The 22,546-nt window shown below is 65.0% G+C and carries 18 protein-coding genes and 1 tRNA gene; 4 read left to right on the forward strand and 15 right to left on the reverse strand.

Features of this window, described 5'->3' with window-relative positions; genetic code table 11:
- Positions 1-3: 3 nt before the first annotated feature.
- The 11 genes from QQL28_RS08260 to QQL28_RS08310 form a co-directional block, all read right to left on the reverse strand.
- On the reverse strand, positions 4-1,002 hold the full coding sequence (locus tag QQL28_RS08260; RefSeq protein WP_284263349.1) for a cation diffusion facilitator family transporter: 999 nt from the start codon (positions 1,000-1,002) through the stop codon (positions 4-6).
- A 2-nt stretch (positions 1,003-1,004) separates the two neighbouring features.
- Positions 1,005-4,220: an efflux RND transporter permease subunit gene (locus QQL28_RS08265; RefSeq protein ID WP_284263351.1), complete on the reverse strand. Its 3,216-nt coding sequence runs from the start codon at positions 4,218-4,220 to the stop codon at positions 1,005-1,007.
- Positions 4,213-5,187, reverse strand: a complete 975-nt coding sequence (gene ihpB, locus QQL28_RS08270; protein ID WP_284263353.1) for a divalent metal ion exporter adaptor subunit IhpB — start codon at positions 5,185-5,187, stop codon at positions 4,213-4,215. The genes QQL28_RS08265 and ihpB overlap by 8 nt, the downstream gene beginning before the upstream one ends.
- Positions 5,184-6,458 carry a divalent metal ion exporter subunit IhpA gene (ihpA, locus tag QQL28_RS08275; protein WP_284263355.1) on the reverse strand — a complete coding sequence of 425 codons (1,275 nt, stop codon included), beginning with the start codon at positions 6,456-6,458 and terminating at the stop codon, positions 5,184-5,186. The genes ihpB and ihpA overlap by 4 nt, the downstream gene beginning before the upstream one ends.
- A 55-nt stretch (positions 6,459-6,513) precedes the next feature.
- Positions 6,514-6,942, reverse strand: coding sequence for a hypothetical protein (locus QQL28_RS08280; protein WP_348522482.1), 429 nt, complete (start codon positions 6,940-6,942; stop codon positions 6,514-6,516).
- Between the two features lie 61 nt (positions 6,943-7,003).
- Entirely contained in the window at positions 7,004-7,375 is a 372-nt protein-coding gene (locus tag QQL28_RS08285; RefSeq protein ID WP_284263357.1) for a hypothetical protein, read from the reverse strand.
- 160 nt (positions 7,376-7,535) lie between these two features.
- A complete protein-coding gene (locus QQL28_RS08290) occupies positions 7,536-10,697 on the reverse strand; it encodes an efflux RND transporter permease subunit (RefSeq protein WP_284263360.1) in 3,162 nt (1,053 codons plus the stop codon).
- Entirely contained in the window at positions 10,694-12,130 is a 1,437-nt protein-coding gene (locus tag QQL28_RS08295) for an efflux RND transporter periplasmic adaptor subunit (protein ID WP_284263362.1), read from the reverse strand. Before QQL28_RS08295 ends, QQL28_RS08290 begins: the two co-directional genes overlap by 4 nt.
- Entirely contained in the window at positions 12,127-12,534 is a 408-nt protein-coding gene (locus QQL28_RS08300; RefSeq protein WP_284263364.1) for a FixH family protein, read from the reverse strand. The genes QQL28_RS08295 and QQL28_RS08300 overlap by 4 nt, the downstream gene beginning before the upstream one ends.
- Before the next feature lie 96 nt (positions 12,535-12,630).
- Positions 12,631-13,008, reverse strand: coding sequence for a hypothetical protein (locus QQL28_RS08305; RefSeq protein WP_284263366.1), 378 nt, complete (start codon positions 13,006-13,008; stop codon positions 12,631-12,633).
- A 220-nt stretch (positions 13,009-13,228) separates the two neighbouring features.
- A complete protein-coding gene (locus QQL28_RS08310) occupies positions 13,229-13,417 on the reverse strand; it encodes a hypothetical protein (RefSeq protein WP_284263368.1) in 189 nt (62 codons plus the stop codon).
- Between the two features lie 364 nt (positions 13,418-13,781).
- On the opposite strand from QQL28_RS08310, the gene QQL28_RS08315 reads away from it, so the two are divergent.
- Positions 13,782-14,675 (forward strand): hypothetical protein, encoded by an 894-nt coding sequence (locus tag QQL28_RS08315; protein WP_284263370.1) that lies wholly within the window; start codon positions 13,782-13,784, stop codon positions 14,673-14,675.
- A 53-nt stretch (positions 14,676-14,728) separates the two neighbouring features.
- Here the strand turns inward: QQL28_RS08315 and pepT are convergent, their stop codons facing one another.
- A complete protein-coding gene (gene pepT / locus QQL28_RS08320; RefSeq protein ID WP_284263372.1) occupies positions 14,729-15,976 on the reverse strand; it encodes a peptidase T in 1,248 nt (415 codons plus the stop codon).
- Between the two features lie 334 nt (positions 15,977-16,310).
- Between pepT and QQL28_RS08325 the strand changes: the two genes are divergently transcribed.
- Positions 16,311-16,387: transfer RNA gene (locus tag QQL28_RS08325), tRNA-Asp, on the forward strand.
- Positions 16,388-16,487: 100 nt separating this feature from the next.
- Here QQL28_RS08325 and QQL28_RS08330 read toward each other — a convergent pair.
- From QQL28_RS08330 to QQL28_RS08340, 3 genes are all read right to left on the reverse strand, one after another.
- Positions 16,488-16,691, reverse strand: coding sequence for a hypothetical protein (locus tag QQL28_RS08330; RefSeq protein ID WP_284263374.1), 204 nt, complete (start codon positions 16,689-16,691; stop codon positions 16,488-16,490).
- Between the two features lie 133 nt (positions 16,692-16,824).
- Positions 16,825-18,120 (reverse strand): spinster family MFS transporter, encoded by a 1,296-nt coding sequence (locus tag QQL28_RS08335; protein WP_284263376.1) that lies wholly within the window; start codon positions 18,118-18,120, stop codon positions 16,825-16,827.
- A 48-nt stretch (positions 18,121-18,168) separates the two neighbouring features.
- Positions 18,169-19,359, reverse strand: a complete 1,191-nt coding sequence (locus QQL28_RS08340) for an aromatic ring-hydroxylating dioxygenase subunit alpha (protein ID WP_284263381.1) — start codon at positions 19,357-19,359, stop codon at positions 18,169-18,171.
- A 175-nt stretch (positions 19,360-19,534) separates the two neighbouring features.
- Between QQL28_RS08340 and QQL28_RS08345 the strand changes: the two genes are divergently transcribed.
- Entirely contained in the window at positions 19,535-20,050 is a 516-nt protein-coding gene (locus QQL28_RS08345) for a MarR family winged helix-turn-helix transcriptional regulator (protein WP_284263395.1), read from the forward strand.
- Positions 20,051-20,259: 209 nt separating this feature from the next.
- Positions 20,260-22,533, forward strand: a complete 2,274-nt coding sequence (locus tag QQL28_RS08350) for a TonB-dependent siderophore receptor (protein WP_284263599.1) — start codon at positions 20,260-20,262, stop codon at positions 22,531-22,533.
- Positions 22,534-22,546: the final 13 nt, after the last annotated feature.

Raw genomic sequence — 22,546 nt, forward strand, 5'->3', positions numbered from 1 at the left:
TCATCACACCACGTTGTCGGGTGCCAGCGCGCAGCCGTTGTCCTGGCCGGTCTCGATCTGGATCGTCGTGTGGCCGATCCGGTGGGAGGTTCTCAGGAGCTGCGCGGTTTCCATCAGGAAGGCGTCGCCGGGGTGGCCGTCCAGCATCACGAGGTGACACGTCAGCGCCGTCTCCGTGGTGCTGATCGGCCAGACGTGCAGGTCGTGGATATCGGAGACACCGGGCCGCTGCATCAGAAAGCCTTTGATGGCGTCGAGGTCGGTGCCGCGCGGCGCGGCGGCCATCGACATGTCGATGGAGCTGCGGAGCAGGCCCGTCGTGCTCCAGAGGATGACCGCGCAGATCAAAAGGCTCGCCAGCGGATCGAGCCAAAGCCAGCCAGTCCAGATGATCAGCGCTGCCGAGACGACCACGCCGAGCGAGACCGCGGCATCGCCGGCCATGTGCAGGAATGCGCCCTGGATGTTGATGTCGTCCTTGCGTCCGCTGGCGAACAGCATCGCGGTCGCGCCGTTGATGAGGATGCCGATGCCGGCGACGATCATCACCGTGACGCCGGCGATTGGCTCGGGCTCGCGCAGCCGCAGGATCGCCTCCCAGCCGATCGCGCCGGTTGCAACCAGGAGGAACACGGCGTTCGCCAATGCGGCCAAAATGGTCGAGGCGCGGAAGCCGTAGGTGAAGCGGCCCGTGGGCGCGCGCCTGGCCGCAACCGATGCACCCCAGGCCATGATGAGGCCGAGCACGTCGCTGAGATTGTGGCTGGCGTCGGCGAGCAGGGCGGTTGAATTGGCGATGTAGCCGTAAACGCCTTGCGCGATGACAAGCGCGGTGTTGAGCGAAATGCCGATCGCAAACGCCCGGCCGAAGCTTGCGGGCGCGTGGACATGCGCGCCGTGGCCAAGTCCGTGGCCATGACCGTGGTCATGTCCGTGATCGTGCCCGGCATGGTCGTGGTGGTCATGGTGATGATGGCCGGCATGGTGGTCGTGCTTGTCCACGTCTACCGCTCCCCGGAATCGGCGTGCGCCAAATCAGCGCCCATTGTAGGCGTTTCGCGAGCGCCGTCACGACGGAACAGCACGTAGAGCGCCGGCAGGACCAGCAGCGTCAGCACGGTCGAGGAGATGATGCCGCCGATCACGACGGTCGCGAGCGGCCGCTGCACCTCGGCGCCGGCGCCGGTCGCAAGCGCCATCGGCACGAAGCCGAGGGACGCGACCAGCGCCGTCATCAGCACCGGGCGCAGACGCGTCAAGGCGCCTTCGCGGACGGCCTCGACGAGGGGCTTGCCCTCGCTCCGCAGCCGCTCGATGAAGGCGATGATGACGAGGCCGTTGAGCACGGCGACGCCGGACAGCGCGATGAAGCCGACGCCGGCGCTGATCGACAGCGGAATGCCGCGCAGCAGCAGCGCCGCGATGCCGCCCGTGAGCGCCAGCGGCACGCCGCTGAACACCAGCAGCGCATCGGCCGCCGACCCCATGCTCATGAACAGCAGGAGGAACACCAAGAGCAGCGCCACCGGCACGACGACGGTCAGCCTCTTGGTCGCCGAGACGAGCTGCTCGAACTGGCCGCCCCAGCCGATCCAGTAGCCGGGCGGCAGCTTGACCTTCTGCGCAACGGCATCCTGTGCCTCGGCGACGAACGAGCCGAGGTCGCGCTCGCGGACGTTGGCGGTGACGACGATCCGCCGCTTGCCGTTCTCGCGGCTGATCTGGTTGGGACCCGGTGTCGCCTCGACGGTGGCGACCGATGACAGCGGCACGTAGCGCATCTGCGTCAGCGCAGAGGTGGAGAACGCGGTGCGGACCGGCGCCGCTTCCTCGCTCGGCGGCAGGGGGATCGGAATCGCGCGGATCGCGTCGAGATTGCCGCGCAGGCGCTCCGGCAGCCGCACCACGATGTCGAAGCGCCGGTCGCCCTCGAACAGCTTGCCGGCGGATTTGCCGCCGACGGCGATCTCGACGATGCCCTGCACCTCGCTGGCGCTGAGGCCGTAACGGGACAGGGCGTGGCGGTCCAATTTGACGGTCAGGATCGGCAGGCCCGAAACCTGCTCGGTCTTGACGTCGGTTGCACCGCGGATGGTCCGGATCGCTGCCTCGACCTGCTTGGCCGCACCCTGGAGAATGTCGAGATCGTCGCCAAAAATCTTGATGCCGACGTCGCTGCGCACGCCGGAGATCAGCTCGTTGACGCGCAACTGAATCGGCTGCGAGATCTCGTAGTTGCTGCCGGGGATATCGTCGGCGGCCTTGTCGATCGCCTCGATCACCTCCGATTTCGGCTTGACGGGGTCCGGCCATTCGGCGCGCGGTTTCAACATGATGTAGCCGTCGGTCTGCGCCGGCGACATCGGATCGGTGGCGATCTCGGCGGTGCCGATGCGGGTGAAGAACTCCTTCACCTCCGGAATCTGCCGGATGCGCTTTTCCAGCGCCTTCTGAAGGTCCAGCGACTGGGTCAGGCTTGTGCCGGGGATGCGGATCGCGGCCAGCGCGACGTCGCCCTCGTCGAGGCTCGGGATGAACTCGCCGCCCATCCGCGAGGCCGCAACGCCGCTCGCGATCACGATGGCGACGGCAGCACAGGCGACGACACCGCGGTTGTCGATGGCGAGACGGAGCAGGGGAACGTAGATGCGTTTGGCACCGCGCATGAACAGGTTTTCCGTCTCCGACACCTTGCCGGTGACGAAGATCGCGATCGCTGCCGGCACGAAGGTGATGGAGAACAGCACGGCCGCACCGAGCGCCATCAGGACGGTGAGGGCCATCGGCGTGAACATCTTGCCTTCGACGCCGGTGAGCGTCAGCACCGGCAGATAGACCACGGCGATGATCAGCGTTCCGAACAGGCTCGGCTTGATGACCTCGCTCGAGCCGCGCAGGATGGTGCGCAGGCGCTCCCGCGTCGTGAGCAGGCCGCCTTTCTCGCGTTGTGCCTCGGCGAGCATCCGCAGGCAGTTTTCGACGATGATCACCGCGCCGTCGACGATGATGCCGAAATCGATCGCGCCGAGGCTCATCAGATTGGCGCTGACCTTCGTCCCGACCATACCGGTGACCGTCAGCGACATCGAGAGCGGGATCACGCAGGCGGTGACGAGGGCGGCGCGGATGTTGCCGAGGATCAGGAAAAGGACGGCGACGACAAGGGCTGCGCCTTCGAGCAGATTGTTCTGGACGGTGCGGATCGTGGCCTCGACCAGATGGGTCCGGTCGTAGACCGTGCGGGTCACCACGCCGTCAGGCAGCGATTTTGCGATCTCCTCGAGCCTGGCCGCGACGCGGCGCGCGACCGTGCGGCTGTTCTCGCCGATCAGCAGCATGGCGGTGCCGAGCACGGTCTCCTCGCCATCGAGCGTTGCCGCGCCGGTGCGCAGGTCGCGTCCCTCGATCACCTCGGCGACGTCCCTGACCCTGACCGGATTGCCGCCGCGTGCGCCGATCACGATGTCCTGGATTTCGCTGACGCTGCCGACCTGGCCGGGCGAGCGCACCAGATATTGCTCGCCGTTGCGCTCGATATAGCCGGCGCCGACATTGGCGTTGTTGGCGGCGAGCGCCGTCATCACGTCGCGGAAGCCGAGCCGATAGGCCATCAGCTTTCCGGGGTCGGGCAGCACGTGGAATTGTCGTTCGAAGCCGCCGATGGTGTTGATCTCGATCACACCGGGGACATTTCGAAGCTGCGGCTTGATGATCCAGTCCTGCACGGTGCGCAGGTCGGTCGGGGAAAAATCCTTGCCACTTTGTGTCCTGGCGTCTGGCTTCGCTTCGACGGTGTACATGAAGATCTCGCCGAGTCCGGTCGAGACCGGCCCCATGGCGACCTCGACGCCGGCGGGAAGCTGATCCTTCACCTGCTGGATGCGCTCGCCGACGAGCTGGCGCGCGAAATAGATGTCGGTGCCGTCCTTGAAGACCACGGTAACCTGGCTCAGGCCATAGCGCGACAGCGACCGCGTGTAGTCGAGCTTCGGCAAGCCGCCCATCGCGGTCTCGACCGGGAAGGTTATCTGCTGCTCGGTTTCGAGCGGCGAGTAGCCGGGCGCACGCGTATTGATCTGCACCTGCACGTTGGTGATGTCGGGGACCGCGTCGATCGGCAGGTGCTGGAAGTCCCACGTGCCATAGGCGACGGCGCCGATCGCGAGCAGCAGGACGAGCCAGCGCTGACGGATCGAGAAGGCGATGATGCGCTCAATCATGATCGGCGTCTCCCTTGCCCATCTCCGCCTTCACGACGAAGCTGTTTTCGGCAACGTAGCGCTCGCCGGCCGCTAGCCCGGCCTTGATCTCGACATGGCGCGGGTCGGACTCGCCGAGTTCGACCGGGCGGGCCTCGATCTTGTCGTTGTCCTCGCGGACGAAGACGATGGTCCGGTTCTCCAGCGTCTGGATGGCGCTGGTCCGGACCGCCACCGCGACGTTGCGCGCGGCGAGGATCAGCCGTGCGGTGACGAACAGGCCGGGCCGCAGGCGTCCTTCGGGGTTCGGCAGCACGACGCGCGCCAGCGCGGTCTGGGTCTCGCTGACGCCGACGGGGGCGAGATAGGAGATCGCACCCTTGATCTCGCCGCGGCCGTCGTCGGGATCGATCAGCACCTCGTCGCCAAGGTGCACGCGCTTGAGATCCTGGCGATAGATCGAGAGGTCGACCCAGATGGTGGAGAGATCGGCGACGACGAAGGCCGGCTTCTGCTCGGAGGCATATTCGCCGAGCGAGATCTGCCGGTCGATGATCGTGCCGCCGATCGGCGCCTTGAGGTCATAGGCCGTCAGGCTCTGGTTGCTCTCGATCGACGCCAGCAGGTCGTCCTTGGCGACGGTGTCGCCGATCCGCTTGCGGATCGATTTGGCGATGCCGGGGAAGCGCGGCGTCACCTGCACCACGGCCTCCTGGTTGGCGCGCAGCACGCCGTTGAAGGAGAGCGTGTCGGTCAGCGTTGCGCTTGCGGCTTCCGCGAGCGTGACGCCGGCGGCGGCGAGCTTGACGTCGGAGATCCTGATGCGGTCGGCACCATGCTCGTCCTGCTCGACGTGCTCGTTCGCCGGCTTCTTCTCGTGCGCTTGCTCCGTCGTCATTTCGACCTTGGCGGGCGCGAGCATGGCGTAGCCATAGGCGCCCAGCACGGCGGTGATGAGGGCCACGAGGATGGTGGAGGATGTCTTCATCTTGCGCTCTCCCGGGCGAGCGTGAAGGGATTGCCGACGAGGCCTTCGATGGTCGCGACCGCGGCATGGAAGTTCTGCTGTGCTTCCTGTTCGCGCAGCCGCGCTTGCGTGACGCTCGCCTGCGCATCGAGCACTTCGAGCAGCGTGAAGCGGCCCTGGCCGTAGCCCTGCGAGATCGCCTCGGCGGCCTCCTGGGCCTTGGGAATCGCGGTCTCGCGCAATATCGCGAGTTCGCGCAGCGATCCTTGCAGCGAGTCGTAGGCGCGGCCAGCAATCACGATCAGCGCGTTGCGGTTGGCTTCGCGCTCCGCCTTGGTCTTGGCGAGACTTTCCTGCGCCGAGAGGATGTTGCCCTGGTTCTGGTCGAATACCGGGATCGGCACCGACACGGTCAGGCGCACCGCGTCGTCGCTGGTCTCGTTGAAATGACGCCAGCCGGCGGCGATCCGCACGTCCGGATATGGCTTCAGGCGCGCCAGCAGCAGCTCGGCATTGCGCTGGGCGTAGACGGCGGTCCAGCGCACCAGTTGCGGATTGGCGTCGATGGCGGCAACCACCGACTGGAACGCGGGCGGACGCCCCATGGTGTCAAGCCGTCCGGAGACCTCGGAGAATTTCGGCGTCGGATCGCCCATCAGCACGGAGAGCTCGCGCCTAGCGCTTGCGAGCGTTGCCTTGAAGCGCTCGCGGTCGGCCTTGACCAGCGCTGACGCAACCTCGGCGCGGCCGGTCTCTGCCGGCGAGGAGGCGCCGGCCTCGACGCGGCGGCGGAGCAGGGGCGTCAGGCGGTCGATCGCGGCGACCTGCTCGTCGAGGATCTGGATACGGCGCTGGGCGCCGAGCACGCTGAGGAAGGCGATCGCCGTCTCCGACAGCACCTCGAGCCGGATCGCCTTGCGCTGGATCGCGGCGACTTCGGCACCGGCGCTGCCCGCGGCGATGCGCGCCTCGCGCTTGCCGAACAGCTCGAACGCCTGGCTGATCTGGAGCGTGGTCTCGGCCAACTTCGTGCCACGGTAGATGCCGGAGCCGAAGGAGTTGTCCTGCTCGTAGGAAAGCTCCGGATTGAGCAGCGCGCCCGCCTGGATGCGCTGGCCCGTGGCGATGCCGACGTCGCGCTCGGCGGCCGTCAGCCGCGGGCTCGCGGCCAGCGCGCGCGTCAGCGCGCTGCGCATGGTCAAGGTCTGGGCCTGCGCGGACTGCGCAAGCAGCCCACTGATGAGAATCGCCGTCGCGCACGCCAAGCGCGCGGCAGTTCGCCTGCAAAACATGGAAACGACCTGTGAAGGAAAGGGCATGGGCGCATGCGGCGCCCGGCTGATCCGTTCAGGCCAGATGTTTGGGGGGCGGGGAGTCCGTGTCGGGCTCGATGCCCGCAAACGCCGGCTCGCGATGCGCGCTCGGCGCCGACACAAGCGTGATCGATGTCTCCGATTGCGCCGGCTGAGCGACCGTCACCGAGAAGCAGCCATGGCAATGATGGCCTGCGAAGGCCTTGTGGTCGGCGTGGCCGGCAGCCCCATCGAGCACGGAAGCGATCTCCGCCTTGCCCGAGGGGTTGGTCACATCGAGATCGTGCGCGCTGTGCAGCAGGCCCGACAGCAGGTAGATGGTTGCGACGAGCACGGCCAGCAGCCCGCGCAAATGGCGCGGGCGAAACATCCCGAATGGCCGGCGGATCGCGGACACGACGTTACTCTCGTTGAGTTCCGGCCTGCCTAGCACGGCGACGGGAAGAGTGTCGATGTGCAACATTGTTACGCCTGTGGAACAACCGTCGCAGAAAAAGGACTTTCGGACCTGGCGCCCGGAGCCCTCAATCGTCGTTGCGGCCGTAGTAGCTCTTGATCAGCCGGTACTGGCCGCCCCTTGTGACGTACTCCTGATGCAGGCAGCCGGCACTGCTGCAGAACCCTCCGCCGTTGCCGCACTGCAGATGCTCGAAATGCAGCCTGATGATGTGTGAGTTGTCCAGATAGGTCGCGAAATAATGGGCGGCGCGCGCCGAATTTCCACACATGTGGTTCACGGCGTTGCGGACTTCGAGCGGCAAATGATCGATGTGTTCGCGATTCCAGGGATCGTCGTGCCCGACCTGACTGCCGCGACCAAGTGCGGTCGGCGCCCCGATCAACACCAGGACAACTCCAACCACAACTGCCGGGAATGGGATGCGCAAGGTCGACATGCCAGCCTCCACTCTCACGGATGACTCGCAACGCTCACGAAGCAGAAGCTATCACACCACCCGGCCAACATCCTGTTCAAGGCGACCCAATCGCGCTCGTGTGATCTTTCGCTGCTTCGCGGAAGAGGTCGGCTGCTCACATACGATCATGCCACCTGCGTTATTCGGCTGCCTCAGGCCGATCGAGCGCCGGCGTCGCAGAATCGTCTTTGTTCGTGAGCCTAAACCCCTTCACCAGCCCGAAGATCGCGGGGATCACGATCAGCGTCAGCAGTGTCGACGAGATCATGCCGCCGATCATGGGGACTGCGATGCGCTGCATGATCTCGGAGCCCGTGCCAGTGCTCCACATGATCGGCAAGAGACCAGCCATGATCGCGACCACCGTCATCATCTTCGGGCGGACGCGCTCCACGGCGCCTTCCATGATCGCGTCGTAGAGATCCTCGCGTGTCAGCGCGCGTCCTTCGGCGGCGCGGCGCGCCTTGATCTCCGCCAGCGCCTGGTTGAGGTAGATCAGCATCACCACACCGGTTTCGGCAGCTACACCTGCGAGCGCGATGAAGCCGACGGCAACCGCGACCGAGAGGTTGAAGCCGAGCCACCACATCAGCCAGAGCCCGCCGACGAGCGCGAACGGCAGCGAGAGCATGACGATCATGGTCTCCGTTACCGAGCGGAAGTTGAGGTAGAGCAGCAGGAAGATGATCAGGAGCGTCACCGGCACCACGATCTTCAACCGTGCGGCCGCCCGTTCCAGATATTCGTACTGCCCGCTCCAGACGACATAATAGCCCGGCGGAAACGCGATGCTCGCCTGCACCGAGCGTTGCGCATCGGCGACGTAGCCGCCGAGGTCGCGGTCGCGGATATCGACATAGATGTAGGTCGCCAATTGCCCGTTCTCGGTCCGGATCGAGCTCGGCCCGCGCGCTGGCGCGACATCGGCGACTTCGCCGAGCGGCACGGCCCCGCCGGTCGGCATCGGCACCAGAATGTCGCTTGCGATCGCCTTCGGATTGTCGCGGAGATCGCGGGGGTAGCGCATGTTGACCGTGAAGCGCTGCCGGCCTTCGACTGTCGTCGTCACGGCCTGGCCGCCGAGCGCGGTGGCGATCGTGTCCTGCACGTCCTGCACCATGATGCCATAGCGCGACAGCGCTTCGCGGTTCGGCGCGATCTCGAGGTAGTAGCCGCCAAGGCTGCGCTCGGCATAGGCCGACGACGTGCCGGGCACGGTCTTGAGCACCTGCTCGATCTGCCTCGCAAGCTTGTCGATCCCGGCGAGATCGGTGCCGATAACCTTGACGCCGACAGGAGTGCGGATGCCGGTCGAGAGCATGTCGATGCGCGCCTTGATCGGCATGGTCCAGGCGTTGGAGACACCAGGAAACTGCAGCGCCTTGTCCATCTCCGCGACCAGGCTGTCCACGGTCACGCCCGCGCGCCATTGCTCCTTCGGCCTGAGATTGATCACAGTCTCGAACATTTCCGAGGGCGCAGGATCCGTCGCAGTCGCCGCCCGTCCGGCCTTGCCGTAGACCGAACCGACCTCCGGGAATGAGCGGATGATCCGGTTCTGCGTCTGCATCAGCTCGGCCGCCTTGGTTACGGAGATGCCGGGTAGCGTAGTCGGCATGTACAACAGCGTGCCCTCGTTGAGGTTTGGCATGAACTCGGTGCCGAGCTGGCGCGCCGGCCAGACCGAGATAGCGAGCACACCGAGCGCCAGCACGATCACCAGCGTCTTGGCGTGCAACACGCCCTTGATCACGGGGCGATAGATCCAGATCAGGAAGCTGTTGATCGGATTTCTGTGCTCCGGGATGATTTTGCCACGCACGAAGATCACCATCAGCGCCGGCACCAAGGTGACCGACAGGAGTGCTGAGGCCGCCATCGCAAAGGTCTTGGTGAAGGCTAGCGGGCTGAACAGCCGTCCCTCCTGCTGCTCCAGCGTGAAGATCGGCATGAACGACACGGTGATGATCAGCAGGCTGAAGAACAGCGCAGGCCCGACTTCCGATGCGGCCTCGATCAGGATCGCGATACGCGGCTTCCCCGGTTCGGCGCGCTCGAGATGCTTGTGCGCGTTCTCGATCATGACGATCGCGGCATCGATCATGGCGCCGATCGCGATCGCTATGCCGCCGAGGCTCATGATGTTGGAGCCGATACCGAGCAGCTTCATCGCGCCGAATGCCATGAGTACGCCGACCGGCAGCATCAGGATGGCAACCAGAGCACTGCGGACATGCAGCAGGAACACGATGCAGACCAGCGCAACGACAATGCTCTCCTCGACCAGCGTGTGCCTGAGGGTGTCGATGGCGGCGTAGATCAGGTTCGAGCGGTCGTAGACCGGCACGATCTCGACCGACTTCGGCAGGCTGGTCGCGATCTCCTTGAACCGCTTCTTGACGTTCTCGATGACATCGAGCGCGTTCATGCCGAACCGCTGCAGGATGATGCCGCTGGCGACTTCCCCCTCGCCATTGAGCTCGGTGATGCCGCGCCGCTCGTCCGGTCCGAGCTCGACCCGGGCAACATCCCGCAACAGCACGGGCGTGCCCTTGTCGGACTTGAGCACGATGTTGCCGAGGTCGTTGATGCCCTTGAGGTAGCCCTTGCCCCGGATGACGTATTCGAACTCCGAGAGCTCGACCGTGCGTCCGCCGACGTCAGCATTGCTGGCGCGGATCGCATCGCGAACCTTCTGCATGGGAATGCCGAGGTCGCGCATCCGCTGCGGATCGAGGATCACGTTGTATTGCTTGACGAAGCCGCCGACGCTCGCCACCTCGGCGACGCCTTCGGCCTTGGCGAGTGCGAATTTCAGGTTCCAGTCCTGGATGGTGCGCGTGTCGGCAAGATTTAGCTCCTTCGACATCACCGCGTATTGGTAAACCCAGCCGACGCCGGTCGCGTCCGGGCCAATGGTTGGCGTCACTCCCGCCGGCAATCTCGATGCCGCAGAATTCAGGAATTCGAGCACGCGCGAGCGCGCCCAGTAGATGTCGGTGCCGTCCTCGAAGATGACGTAGACGAAGGAGACGCCGAAGAAGGAGAAGCCGCGCACCACCTTCGATTTCGGCACCGTCAGCATCGCAGTCGTCAGGGGATAGGTGACCTGGTCCTCGATCACCTGCGGCGCCTGGCCGGGATATTCGGTATAGACGATCACCTGGGTGTCGGAGAGATCGGGAATGGCGTCCAGCGGCAGGTGGATCAGCGCGTAGAGTCCGGCGGCGGCGGCAAAGCCGGTGCCGAACAGCACCAGCAGCAGGTTGCGGGCCGACCAGGCGATGACACGGGCGATCATGGCTTGGCTCCCATGGGCTTGTCGCCGGAGAGATCGGCGCCCTGCGAACGGCCAGCTTCGGCAAACCCCTTCAGTGCCGCTTTCAGATTGCTCTCGGCGTCGATCAGGAAGTTGGCCGAGGTCACGACCGCTTCACCTTCGGCGAGGCCTTCCGCGATCTCGACGTAACCGCCGCCCCGACGGCCGAGCTTGACGTCGCGCGGTTCGAAACGCCCCTGGCCCTTGTCGATCAGGACCGCCTGGCGCGTGCCACTGTCGAGCACGGCGCTTTCGGGAACAACGAGCACCGGACTTGGCGTCCCGGTCTCGATCTCGGCATCGACGTACATCTCGGGCCGCAGCGCTTCATCGGGATTGGGCACTTCGACGCGGATGCGCGCTGTGCGGGTTTGGGCGTTCAGGTGCGGATAGATCAGCGCCACGGCGCCGGCGAAGCTCTGGCCGGCCAGGGCGCGTGGCCGGACCATTACTTTCGTTCCGATGGCGACCTGCGCCAGATCGCGTTCGGCGACGTCGATGAGAACCCAGACCAGGCGGTGATCGGCGATCCTGAACAGAACGTCGCCGGGTCCCGCCCGCATTCCGTTCACCGCGTTTCGCTCGAGGATTTCGCCATCCTGCGGGGCGAGCCAGGGAATCGAGAGCGAGATGTCGCGTGTGCGTTCGAGGTCCTTGATGGCCTGCTCGGGCGCCGCGAGATTCTCCAGCCTTCGACGTGCGCCCTTCAATTCCTTTCCGGTGGCGCCGGCGTTGATTGCGGACAGATATTCGGCAGCAGCGCTGGAAAGCGCCGGGCTGTATACGTTCATCAGCGGCTGCCCCTTGTGGACGTGCTCACCGGTCGTGACGTTGGCAACGCTCTCCACGAAGCCCTCGAAGCGGAGAGCGACGACCGAGATGCGGCGCTCGTCCTCCTGGACAGTCCCGGGCGCGCGGATCACCGACCTGATGGGCTGCCGCACGACCGGTTCGGACTTCGCGCCGGTGCGCTGGATCTTGCCCGGCGAAAGCTTGACGCTCCCGTCGTCGCTGTCGTCGCCGTCGTAGACGGGGATGTAGTCCATCCCCATCGAGTCCTTCTTTGGCACCGGCGAGGTGTCCGGCAGGCCCATCGGGTTGCGGTAGTATTTGATCTTGCGATCGGCTCTGGTCTCGGCCGTCGCCGCGGGCTGCTCGGGCTCGTCGAAGCTTACGTCCGCGCTCGCAGGCACGGCACGATAGTCGCGGCCGTCCCCGGTCTTCTTGGGTATGAGCGAATAGAGCGGCTTGCCGTCCGGGTCCTGATAGTAAATCGGGGCAGCCGTATCCGCCGCGTTTGCCGCGGATGCGATGGGGCCGTCGTTCGGCTGCTGTCTCAGCAGCCCCGCGAACAGCGCGACACCTGCCGCTGCGAGAACCGCAGCGGCAGTGCCGATGAGGCGGCGACGGGTCATTTCTCGGCCGTGACGACGAGCTTGTTCTCGACCGTGCCGGTTTCGCCCTGCACCTTGGCGCCGAGCGAAAGCTGCCAGCGGCCGGCCATGCCGAATGTCGCCTTGAACCGGTAGGTCCCGGGCTCGGTGCCCGGCATCGCGGTGACCTTGGTGGCCATTTCCTGCATGCCGTCGGGAGCCATGTCGAGCCGAGTGGCAAAGATCACCGCATCGGGCACCGGCTTGCCGGTGGTCTTGTCGACTAGGCGCACGGTGACGATGCGATCGGCGCCGGCCTTGACCGTCGGCTGAACGAGCTGGAACTCGTAGTTCTTGATTTCAGCATGGGCAGGCAAGGCTGTGCCCGCGAACGCGACACCGATCAGCGCGGCCATGGCGGCGCGCGCAACGTTGGAAGTCCTCATTGATGTGGTCCTCGATAGGTCTGATTGCCGCCAACGCGGCATGCAACGGCGCGCGCCGCTTCCGACGCGCGAGACGATCAGGCGCTTACGCGCCCATCAGACGTCGGCTCGAGGGGGATGGTCGGGAGGCTTGGCGCCGAGCCCGTCGATCAGGAGATCATCGATCGGAGCGAATGCGCTGTGTCGCGCGTGGCGCTCGATCGGAGAAACTGCTCCGGACGGCGCGGGGAGGGAGACGTTGAGCAGGCACAGCGCCACGAACGGACAGGATCCACAGTCCTTGCTCTCGGTCTCGCCCGGACAGCAGGGCATGTCCTCCGCCTGCGTGTCGCCGGACATCGCCTGCATGTCGTGGCCCGAGGCCGGCGCAGCCAACACTGGTGCCGCCAGCGGCGCGAGCAGAAGCCCGGCCGCGACCAGCAGCGTCACCACGACGTTGGCGAACCGTTTCAGGTGCATAACCATTTGTCGCATGGTGCCGCCGAACCTGCAAACCCACCGGCTTCACGATTTTGCCAGCGACTTGGCACACCGGCGGGACGCGGCGGATGGCTCTGGTCCGGGTCCAGATGCGATGATGGCACAATGCCCCTGATTTGCCCGACATGTCAAATGAATTCGGAAAATTAAAAACGCGCGCCGGCGGCCGTCGACTCCTTTGCATGGGGTTGTTTTCGATATTTTGATTGTACGGTCACGGAACCTCGGAAACGGCGGAGGCATCGCCGCCTTCAACCGTCACCGCGACGCGGCGGCTCGCTTCCATCGCCCGCTCCAGCCATTTGATGGCTTCATCGATCCATTGATCATGGTGCTCGGGATCGGCGAGCGCCTTTTCCCGGAATGCGTTCGCCTGGTTCAGGCACGCCGTTCTGCGGTCCACGCGGCTCTCCCGCTCCTGGAGGTGTCCGCCCCGACCGCATCTTTGATGATTCCGAGATTGGCGTCGTTAACATAAGACAGCCAATACCGCGCAAAGCGGAAGGCCCCAGCTCCCGGCGGTGACCGGGGCTGGGGCCTTGTGCTCACAATCTATGTTCCCTTGGACTTGTGCGGATAACCCACATCTCGATGGTTCGTTCCCCGCCTAGGGAAGCTCCCGTTAGGAACATTCCTTGTGCCTCTTCATTAGCGCCGCGGAGCATTTGAGGAGGATGGGCTTATGGACGGATTGATTTATCTCATCGGCTTGATTGTCGTGATCATGGCGATCCTGTCGTTCTTCGGCCTGCGCTGAGAGAGCTGCGATGACTATCGAAGCTCTCGTGCAGGAAGAGGTCATGGAAGGTGGCGTGCCCGCCGCCGAAGGCCGCTGGGCCATCCAGTGGAGTTCGGTGCTGGCGGGTGCGTTCGCTGCCGGTGCACTGTCGTTCATCCTGGTCAGCTTTGGCGTCGCCATCGGCCTCGGCGTTAGCTCGACGTCGCCGACATGGCGCGATGCGTCATCGGCGCTGGCGCTGCTGTCGGGATTTTATCTGATCCTCCAGGCGATCGTCAGCTTCGGCTTTGGCGGCTACATCGCCGGGCGGATCGCACGGCCAGCGGCTGCGCTCGTGACGATCGAGGATGACGGCGAGCGACGGGACGGGTTGCACGGACTGATGTCATGGGCTCTCGCCGTGCTGATCGGTGCGGCACTGCTCACGGTCCTCGGCGCGGCCGCGATCGAGCGCTCGCCGATGCGCAGCTCGGCCAGCAATGCAACTGCCGCTGAGCCGCTGTTGAGCTATGAGCTCGACAAGCTGTTCCGCGCGCCACGCCGGCCGCCGAACACCGACATGAGGGAAGCCCGCGCCGAAGCTGGCCGCATCCTCATGACGTCATCGAGCCACAGCGGCGTCAGCAGCGATGATCGCAGCTATCTCGTGCAACAGACGGCCGCATTCACGGGACTGGCGCCGGCGGATTCCGAGCGCCGCGTCGACGCCGCGATCGCGGGGTCGCAGACGGCGATCAACCACGTGCGGCGCAGCTCGATCATCGTCGCATTCTCGGTCGCGGCGGCGACCCTGATCGGAGCCGTCGTCGCGTGGGCGGCGGCAGTCGCGGGCGGACGACACCGCGACGGTGAACCCTTGCCGCAATGGATGGCGAGTTCGAACCGCTTCCATCGCGGACGCCGCCCAATACCGGTGCCGTAGCTTCATGATCGTGGCTGGGACGAACCCAGCCACGACCTTGGCCTTCGGGAATCCTACGCCTTCTCCTCCCAGATCATCGCGAGATGCACGATGGTCTGGACGGCCTTTTCCATGTCCTGCCGGCTCACCCATTCCAGCCGCGAGTGGAAGGCGTGCTCGCCGGCGAAGATGTTGGGGCAGGGCAGGCCCATGAAGGAGAGGCGCGAGCCGTCGGTGCCGCCGCGGATCGCGGTGCGCATCGGGCGGAGCCCGGCGCGGCGGATCGCCTCGATGGCGTATTCGAGGATGTGCGGGTGGCGGTCGATCACCTGCTTCATGTTGCGGTACTGCTCGCGCACCTCGAACTTGTAGGTCGAGCGCGGATAGTCCCTCATCACGTCCTTGACGATGCCCTCGAGCAGCGTCTCCTTCTCCTTCAGGCCTTCCTCGGTGAAGTCGCGGACGATGAAGGACACCGTCGCCTGCTCCAGCGCGCCTGAGATGCCGATCGGATGCAGAAAGCCCTGCTTGCCCGAGGTGGTCTCGGGCGAGCAGCCTTCCTTGGGCAGCCGCTCGACGATGGCGGCTGCGATCTTGATCGCGTGTTCCATCTTGCCCTTGGCATAGCCTGGATGGGCAGAGACGCCCTGGATGGTGATGGCGGCGCCGTCAGCCGAGAACGTCTCGTCCTCGACGCTGCCGGCGCTCTCGCCGTCCATGGTGTAGCCGAAATCGGCGCCAAGTTTCTTCAGATCCACATTGTCGACGCCGCGGCCGATCTCTTCATCGGGCGTGAACAGGATCTTGATGGTGCCGTGCTTCACATCGGGATTGTTGATGAAGAAATGCGCGGCATCCATGATCTCGGCGACGCCGGCCTTGTTGTCGGCCCCCAGCAGCGTGGTGCCGTCGGTGGTGACGATGTCGTTGCCGATCTGGTTCTTCAGTGCCGGATGCTCGGCGAAGCGGATCACCTGGGTGGGATCGGTTGGCAGGGTGATGTCGCCGCCGCGATAGTTCTTCACGACCTGCGGCTTGACGTCCTTGCCCGAGCAGTCGGGCGAGGTGTCCATGTGCGAGCAGAAGCAGATCACCGGCACCTTCTTGTCGGTGTTGGACGGGATCGTCGCGTAGACATAGCCGTAGTCGTCGAGATGGGCATCTTCCACGCCCATGGCCTTGAGCTCGGTGACGAGCACGCGGCCGAGATCCTTCTGCTTCTCGGTCGAGGGCGATGTGGGGGATTCGGGGTCGGACTGGGTGTCGATCGTGACGTAGCGCAGGAAGCGCTCGGTCACGGTGTGGGTAAAGGTGAGGGACATTTCTTCTCGTAACCGCCGGGATCGGGTGAAGCCGGCGGTATACCAGAAAAGCGTCATTCCGGGGGCCGCGTGTCGCCGCGCCAGGAGGCCTTTTCAGGCTTAACGAAGCCTAAGCCTGAAAAGGCCTTCGGCCAGTTCCCTGAACGGACGGACGGCGGCTTCCGGCGCCGGAATCCGGAGCCTTCGGGCGCCGGGCGATTCGGGATCCGACGGGGCGGCATTTCGGTGAAGTCTCGCAGAAACACCCGATGTTTACGGGCCGAGCGCAACGTCCTTGACTTCACCAGACCGCACCTTTAAGTCCCCCCTCGTTCCGCATGGCTTTGCCCAGCACGCGGGAGTAGCTCAGTTGGTTAGAGCGCCGGCCTGTCACGCCGGAGGTCGCGGGTTCGAGCCCCGTCTCTCGCGCCATTGAATCAATGGCTTAGCCCAAAACTCTCTCAAATCGTCGCAAACGTAAAAGCCGCCCGAAGGCGGCTTGGGTGTCCGTTTGAAATGGGCCGTTTCGGCCTTAGCGGATTTCCGACGTGTTCGAGCTGGTCACGACCACCGGCTTGCCGGCCTTCATGACATGGGTCGATTGGGCGGTCTGGCTGAGGTCGACGCTGGTCCGCGCCGCGATCCCGAAGGCAGCCACTGCGATACCGGCCACCAGCGCCACCACCACGATCTTCAGGTGCGTCGCACGATCAGCAGAGTGAATGGAGTGGTTCATCAGAGCCTCCCGACGGGCTTTCCCGCCCGTCTGTTGGCCCTCCTTCTAAGGACGATCTGTTTCCGGATGGTTTCGCGCCTTCCGCAAAATGGTTTCATCTGCCGGGTGGCTCGGTTCCGCCCGGAAGGCGGTTTCAGGCGGCCGCCCGGCCGATATCGGTCCGGATCGTGCGGGCAGCCCAGACGAAGAGCAGCGCGCCCACGGTGGTCGTGACCGCCGCCGACAGCAGGGAATAGCGGACGGCGTCGGCGCCGAACCCGGCCCTGAGCGCGTCGTTGATCATGCCGACGACGAGCGGGCCGAGCCCCTGGCCGAAGCAGGTGGCGGTCAGCGCGATGAGTGCGGAGGCCAGCGCCCGCATGCTGGGCTTGGCCACGGTCTGCGCGATCGCAAAGCTCGGTCCGAGATGGAAGCCGACCAGGAACGATGTCAGCGCCAGCATCGCCACCATGGTCGCGAAATCCTGCGTCAACATGCACAGCGCGAACACGGGGCCGGCGAGCCCGGAGGTGATCGCGGGCGCCCACAGCTTCCAGCGATCGTCGCGCCGGCTCACCTGCGCCACCACGAAGCCGCCGAGCAGGGTACCTGCCATGCCGGCGAGCCCCTTGAAGGTGCCGGCATAGGTGCCGATCTCAGCGCTCGACAAATGGTGCACGCGCGCCAGGAAGGGCGGGATCCACGCCGCGGTTGCGTAGTTCGTATAGGTCGTGAGGCAGAAGCCGATCAGCACGATGATGAAGCTCTGCTGGGAAGCGAGGAAGCGCAGCGTCGGCCCGAGCGGCTCGGGCGTGAAAGTCTCCTGCATGGCGCCGCGCTTCGGCTCGGAGATCGTCAGCCACAAGACGGCGGCGAGCAGGATGCCGGGCAGGCCCGCGACGTAGAAGGCCATCCGCCAGCCATAGTGCTGGTTGACATAGCCGCCGACGAAATAGCCGAGGAACACGCCGAGATAGGTGCCGATGGCGTAGATGCCGAGCGCGCGTGGCCGCTCGTTCTTGGCAAAGAGATCGGCGACGATCGATTGCGAGGCCGGCGAGCCCGCGGATTCGCCGATGCCGACCCCGATTCTGGCAACCGCCAGCGAGGTCACGCTCGTGGCCATGCCGCACAGCGCCGTCATCGCGCTCCAGAACGCGAAGGCGAGCGCGACGATGTTGCGCCGGTTCAGCCGGTCGGCCATGCGCGCGATGGGAATGCCGAGCAGCGAATAGAACAGCGCGAAGCCGAAGCCGGCCAACAGGCCCATCATGGTGTCGCTGAGCTGAAACTCCTTCTTGATCGGCTCGATCAGGACGTTGAAGATGGTGCGATCGAGGAAGTTCAGCGCGTAGATGATGGTGAGCAGCCCGAGCACGTAATAGCGCCGTGCGGACGGCTTTGCAGCTGCGGCCGCCTGCGCCGGCACGTCTGACGTCACATCGACCATCGCTCCCCCCAGTATGACTTTATTATCGTTGTCGTTGGTGCGGGTCTCTCACGCGTCGCGGATGTAATTCCCCGCTTCGAATGTGACCGGCGGCGCGCTCGGATCGAAAGAGACGCCGATCGGGTCGCGGCCTGCGGCGAGCGCCTCGAGTTGATCGGTCAGCATGCGCCGGATCATCAGGATGCCGCGGTCGCTCTGGCCAAAATGCTCCTCGGAGTGGATGGTGACCGGGCCCTGGCCGACCTGGGCTTCGTAGTCGCCGGGAAACTGCTGGTGCTCGGCCTCGCTCATGTCCCACCAGAATTTTCCGTTGAACTTCGAGCGCATGCGGCCGATATCGCCGGCATTCTTCACCCGTCCAGCAACATAGATGCGGAACGAGGTGTCGTCGATCGGAAGCACCCAGCCGAGCGACTCGACGCGGGCGAACTGCGCGACGCGCGGGTTCGGCACCACGCGCAGCGCCGGCAGCGCCGCCTCGCTGACGCGGTAAAACACCTTGCCGTCGTCCTGCCTGCGTTCCGAACGCACGAGGACCCCGCGCGGCGATTTCTCGAACTTCACCTCCGGCATCGAGGCCATCATGTTGGTGAATTGCGGGCCGCTGAACGAGCCGTGCAGCACCGGCACGTGGTAGGGATCGACCACGTTCTCGAAATGCTGGAGCCAGTTGCAGGGGATGATGGCTGGTCCCCCGCCGCCGATCGAGGAATCATCGGCCTCGACGAGTTCACCCTCGTCCATGTTCTCGAGGCATTCGTAAGCCGGCAGGACCGGGCGCTTCTCGGCCGGGCCCATATAGGCGAAGATCAGCCCGTAGCGTTCCTCGACCGGATACCAGGGCTGGCGCACCTTGTCCTTGAACTTCCCGCCATCGGGCTCGCAGGGCTGCTCGAGGCAGTGGCCTTGCGTGTCGAACTTCCAGCCGTGATAGCAGCAGCGGATGCCGTCCTCCTCGATCTTGCCGTAGTAGAGCGTGGTGCCGCGGTGGCAACAGCGCGCGTGCAACAGGCCCGGGCGGCCATGCTTGTCGCGAAACAGGACGAGGTCCTCGCCGAGCGCGCGGACTTTCCTGGGCGTGTCGGTGGCGTCGCTGGTGAGGCCGACGGGGTGCCAGTAGCGGCGAAGCAGCTCGCCCATCGGCGTGCCGCGCGCGACCGAGGTCAGCTCGGTGCGCGTGCTTGCTTCCCGCATCGCATAGGCCGTGCCGAGAGCGCGATCCCGCTGGGTGACGGTCATGCTGTTCCTCCCGCCTGCGGCTCGTCGGCCGTCAGGTCGTGTTCTGGTCCGTTGAGCCAGTCAACGATAGGTAGATGACAATGTCAACGATCTTGCGAATGCTTCTAACAATCATCTTAAACCGGCTGTGCTTGCGCCCCTTGGCAGGCCGTCGGTTTGTTGGCAGAGGTGGCGCATGAGCCATAAGCCGAGCAGAGGCGGGCGCACGTCGCCCGACGTTGAGGACGATGCACCGCCGGCGCCGATCACCGTGATGCTGTCGTCGCGGCTGATGGTGCTCGCCAATCTGCTCAAGCGCGGCGCCATCTTGCGCTACAAGCGCGTCGTCGGGCTGAACTCGGTGGAGTTCGGTCTCGTCGCCTCGCTCGGCCGGCGTCCGCCGATGAGCGTGGCACGGCTCGCCGAAGCCGTCGGTCAGGACAAGGGGCAGATCAGCCGCGCGCTCGCGGGCCTGTCGTCACGCAAGCTGATCGCGAAAACGCCCAATCCGCACGACAGTCGCGAGGTGCTGATCTCGCTGACCAAGGCGGGGCTCGCCGCACACGACGCGATCGTTGCCAGCGCACAGGAGCGCAATCGGCGCCTGCTGCAACAGTTGAGCAAGGACCAGCTCGACGCGCTGCTGGCGCAGATCGATCGCCTGACCGCAGCCGCCGAAGAGATGCTCGAGGCAGAAAAGGATCCGGACTGATCCTCGCGCGGATTTTCCAGGCGTTCATTTTGGAGAGTTCATTTTTGGAAACGTTCTTGGAAGCTCTCTAAGAGCCCTTCTAAGAGGCATTCAATTAGGTCTTCCGCACGCGCTCGCTTAAGCGTCGCCGCAACGCATGTCGTCATTCGCACAGACGGCATGGAACAACAAACGTTGCAGGTTGGGGTGGTGCGTTGAACTGTCTTGGAATACTGCGGTCGGCGGGACTTGCGACCGTGTCTGCTTTGGTGCTGTTGCCGCAAGTTTCGGTCGCTCAATCCTCGGGATCCTCGTTGCAGAGCGGCGCGCAAGCCTTGCCGCCGGTCGCCGTTGCTTCACCTGAGCCCCGCCGCCGCGCGCCGGCCGCGGCGCCGCGTCGAACGTCGCGGGCGGCGCAGAGTGCGAGCGAGAGAAGGCCGCAGCCTGAGCGCAATGTCGGATTCGTCGAGACGCCGCGCGGGCCGGTCCATGGCTATGTCGCCAACCGCAGCTCGTCCGGCACCAAGACCAACACGCCGATCATGGAGACGCCGCAATCGGTGTCGGTCATCGGCGCCGAGCAGATCCGCGACCAGAAGCCGAACAAGCTGGACGAGGTGCTGCGCTATTCGGCGGGCGTGCGTGCCGGAACCTTCGGTGTCGACACCCGCAACGACTGGTGGCTGATCCGCGGCTTCAAATCCGACGACGTCGGCCTGTTCCTCGACGGCATGCAGCTCTTCTACACGTCCTATGCAAGCTGGAAGCTGCAAACGCCAAACATGGAGCGCGTCGAGGTGCTGCGCGGCCCGTCCGCGGTGCTCTATGGCGGCTCGAGCCCGAGCGGCATCGTCAACGTCATCAGCAAGATGCCGCCGGCCGAGCCGATCCGCTACATCGAGACCGGCGTCAACAATTTCGGCAATGCCTATGTCGGCTTCGATGTCGGTGGTCCCGTCGCGACGGGACCTGAAAACGGCAAGCTGTTCTACCGCGTCGTCGGGCAGGTGCAGAACGGCGGCACGCAGGTCGACTTCACGCCCGACAACAATTACTTCATCGCACCGTCGGTCACCTGGAAACCGGATGCCGACACGACGTTCACAGTCCTGGCGTCGGCATCGAAGCAGGATACCCGCGGCATCAACTTCCTGCCCTATCAGGGCACGGTGACCAACGCGCCGTTCGGCAAGATCCCGACCAGCTTCTTCGCCGGCGATCCCAACGTCGACAAGTTCACGCGCGAGCAGGAGATGCTCGGCTACCAGTTCGAGCGCAATCTCACCGACGATCTGACGTTCCGGCAGAATGCGCGGTTTGCGCATGTGGACGTGACCTATCGCGGTTACGTCGGCAGCGGCTACACCAGCGCGGCGACTGGCGATCTCTTCCGTTACAATTGGTATGCAAAGGATACGGCAAATCAAGCCAATCTCGACAATCAGCTGGAGTATCGCTTCAACACCGGGCCGGTGAAGCACACGATGCTGTTCGGCGTCGACCTGAAGGGTTACCAGATCGACGACTATCAGGCGTTCAACTTCTTCGGCGTGCCGTCGATCAACGTCTTGAATCCGGCATATGGTGTCGGCGACATTCCAATCACTGGCGCGCCGTTCCGCAACTTCCAGATCACGCAGAAGCAGGCCGGCACCTACGTCCAGGACCAGATGAAGCTCGGCAACTTCACGCTTGTGCTGAGTGGCCGCAACGATTGGGTCGAGACGTCGCAGGTCGCCCGCGACACCGGCGCAAATATCTCGCAACGCGAAGACAGCAAGTTCAGCGGGCGCGCGGGGCTGATCTATAATTTCGACAACGGAATTGCGCCCTACGTCTCCTACGCGACGAGCTACAATCCGATCATCGGCCTCAATGCGTCGAACCAGCTATTCCTGCCGGAGACCGGCCAGCAGGCTGAAATCGGCGTAAAGGTCGCGCCCAGGGGGTTTGACGGCTATTTCACCGCGTCGCTGTTCGACCTGAAGCGGCAGAATGTGCCGACGACAGCGGTAACCGCCGATGCATCCGGGAATTTTCTGCAGAACCAGACCGGCGAGGTGACCTCGCGCGGCATCGAGTTCGAAGCGGTGGCCAACGCCACGAGGGAGCTCAAGCTGATCGGCGCCTTCACCGCCTACCACCTCTTCACCAGCAAGGACCTCGATCAGTCCCTGATCGGCAAGACCCCGACCAACACGCCAGAACTCCTGGTCTCAGGCTGGGCCGACTACACGTTCAAGGAGGGGCCGCTGGCGGGCTTCGGCTTCGGCGGGGGCGTGCGCTATGTCGGCTCGTCCTGGGCCGACACCGCCAATACGCTCGAGGTTCCCGCCGTCGTGCTCGGCGATCTCGCGCTGCATTACGAATGGCAGAATTGGCGCACCGCGTTGAACGTGATCAACGTGACCGACAAGATCTATGTCGCGAGTTGCGCGTCGGCCACGTCCTGCTTCTACGGCGATCGCCGGCGCGTCACGGCCAGCGTGTCGTACAAATGGTGAGGGCAGGCGAGGG

Origin of the sequence: Bradyrhizobium iriomotense (assembly GCF_030160715.1) — a bacterium.
GTDB lineage: Bacteria > Pseudomonadota > Alphaproteobacteria > Rhizobiales > Xanthobacteraceae > Bradyrhizobium > Bradyrhizobium iriomotense.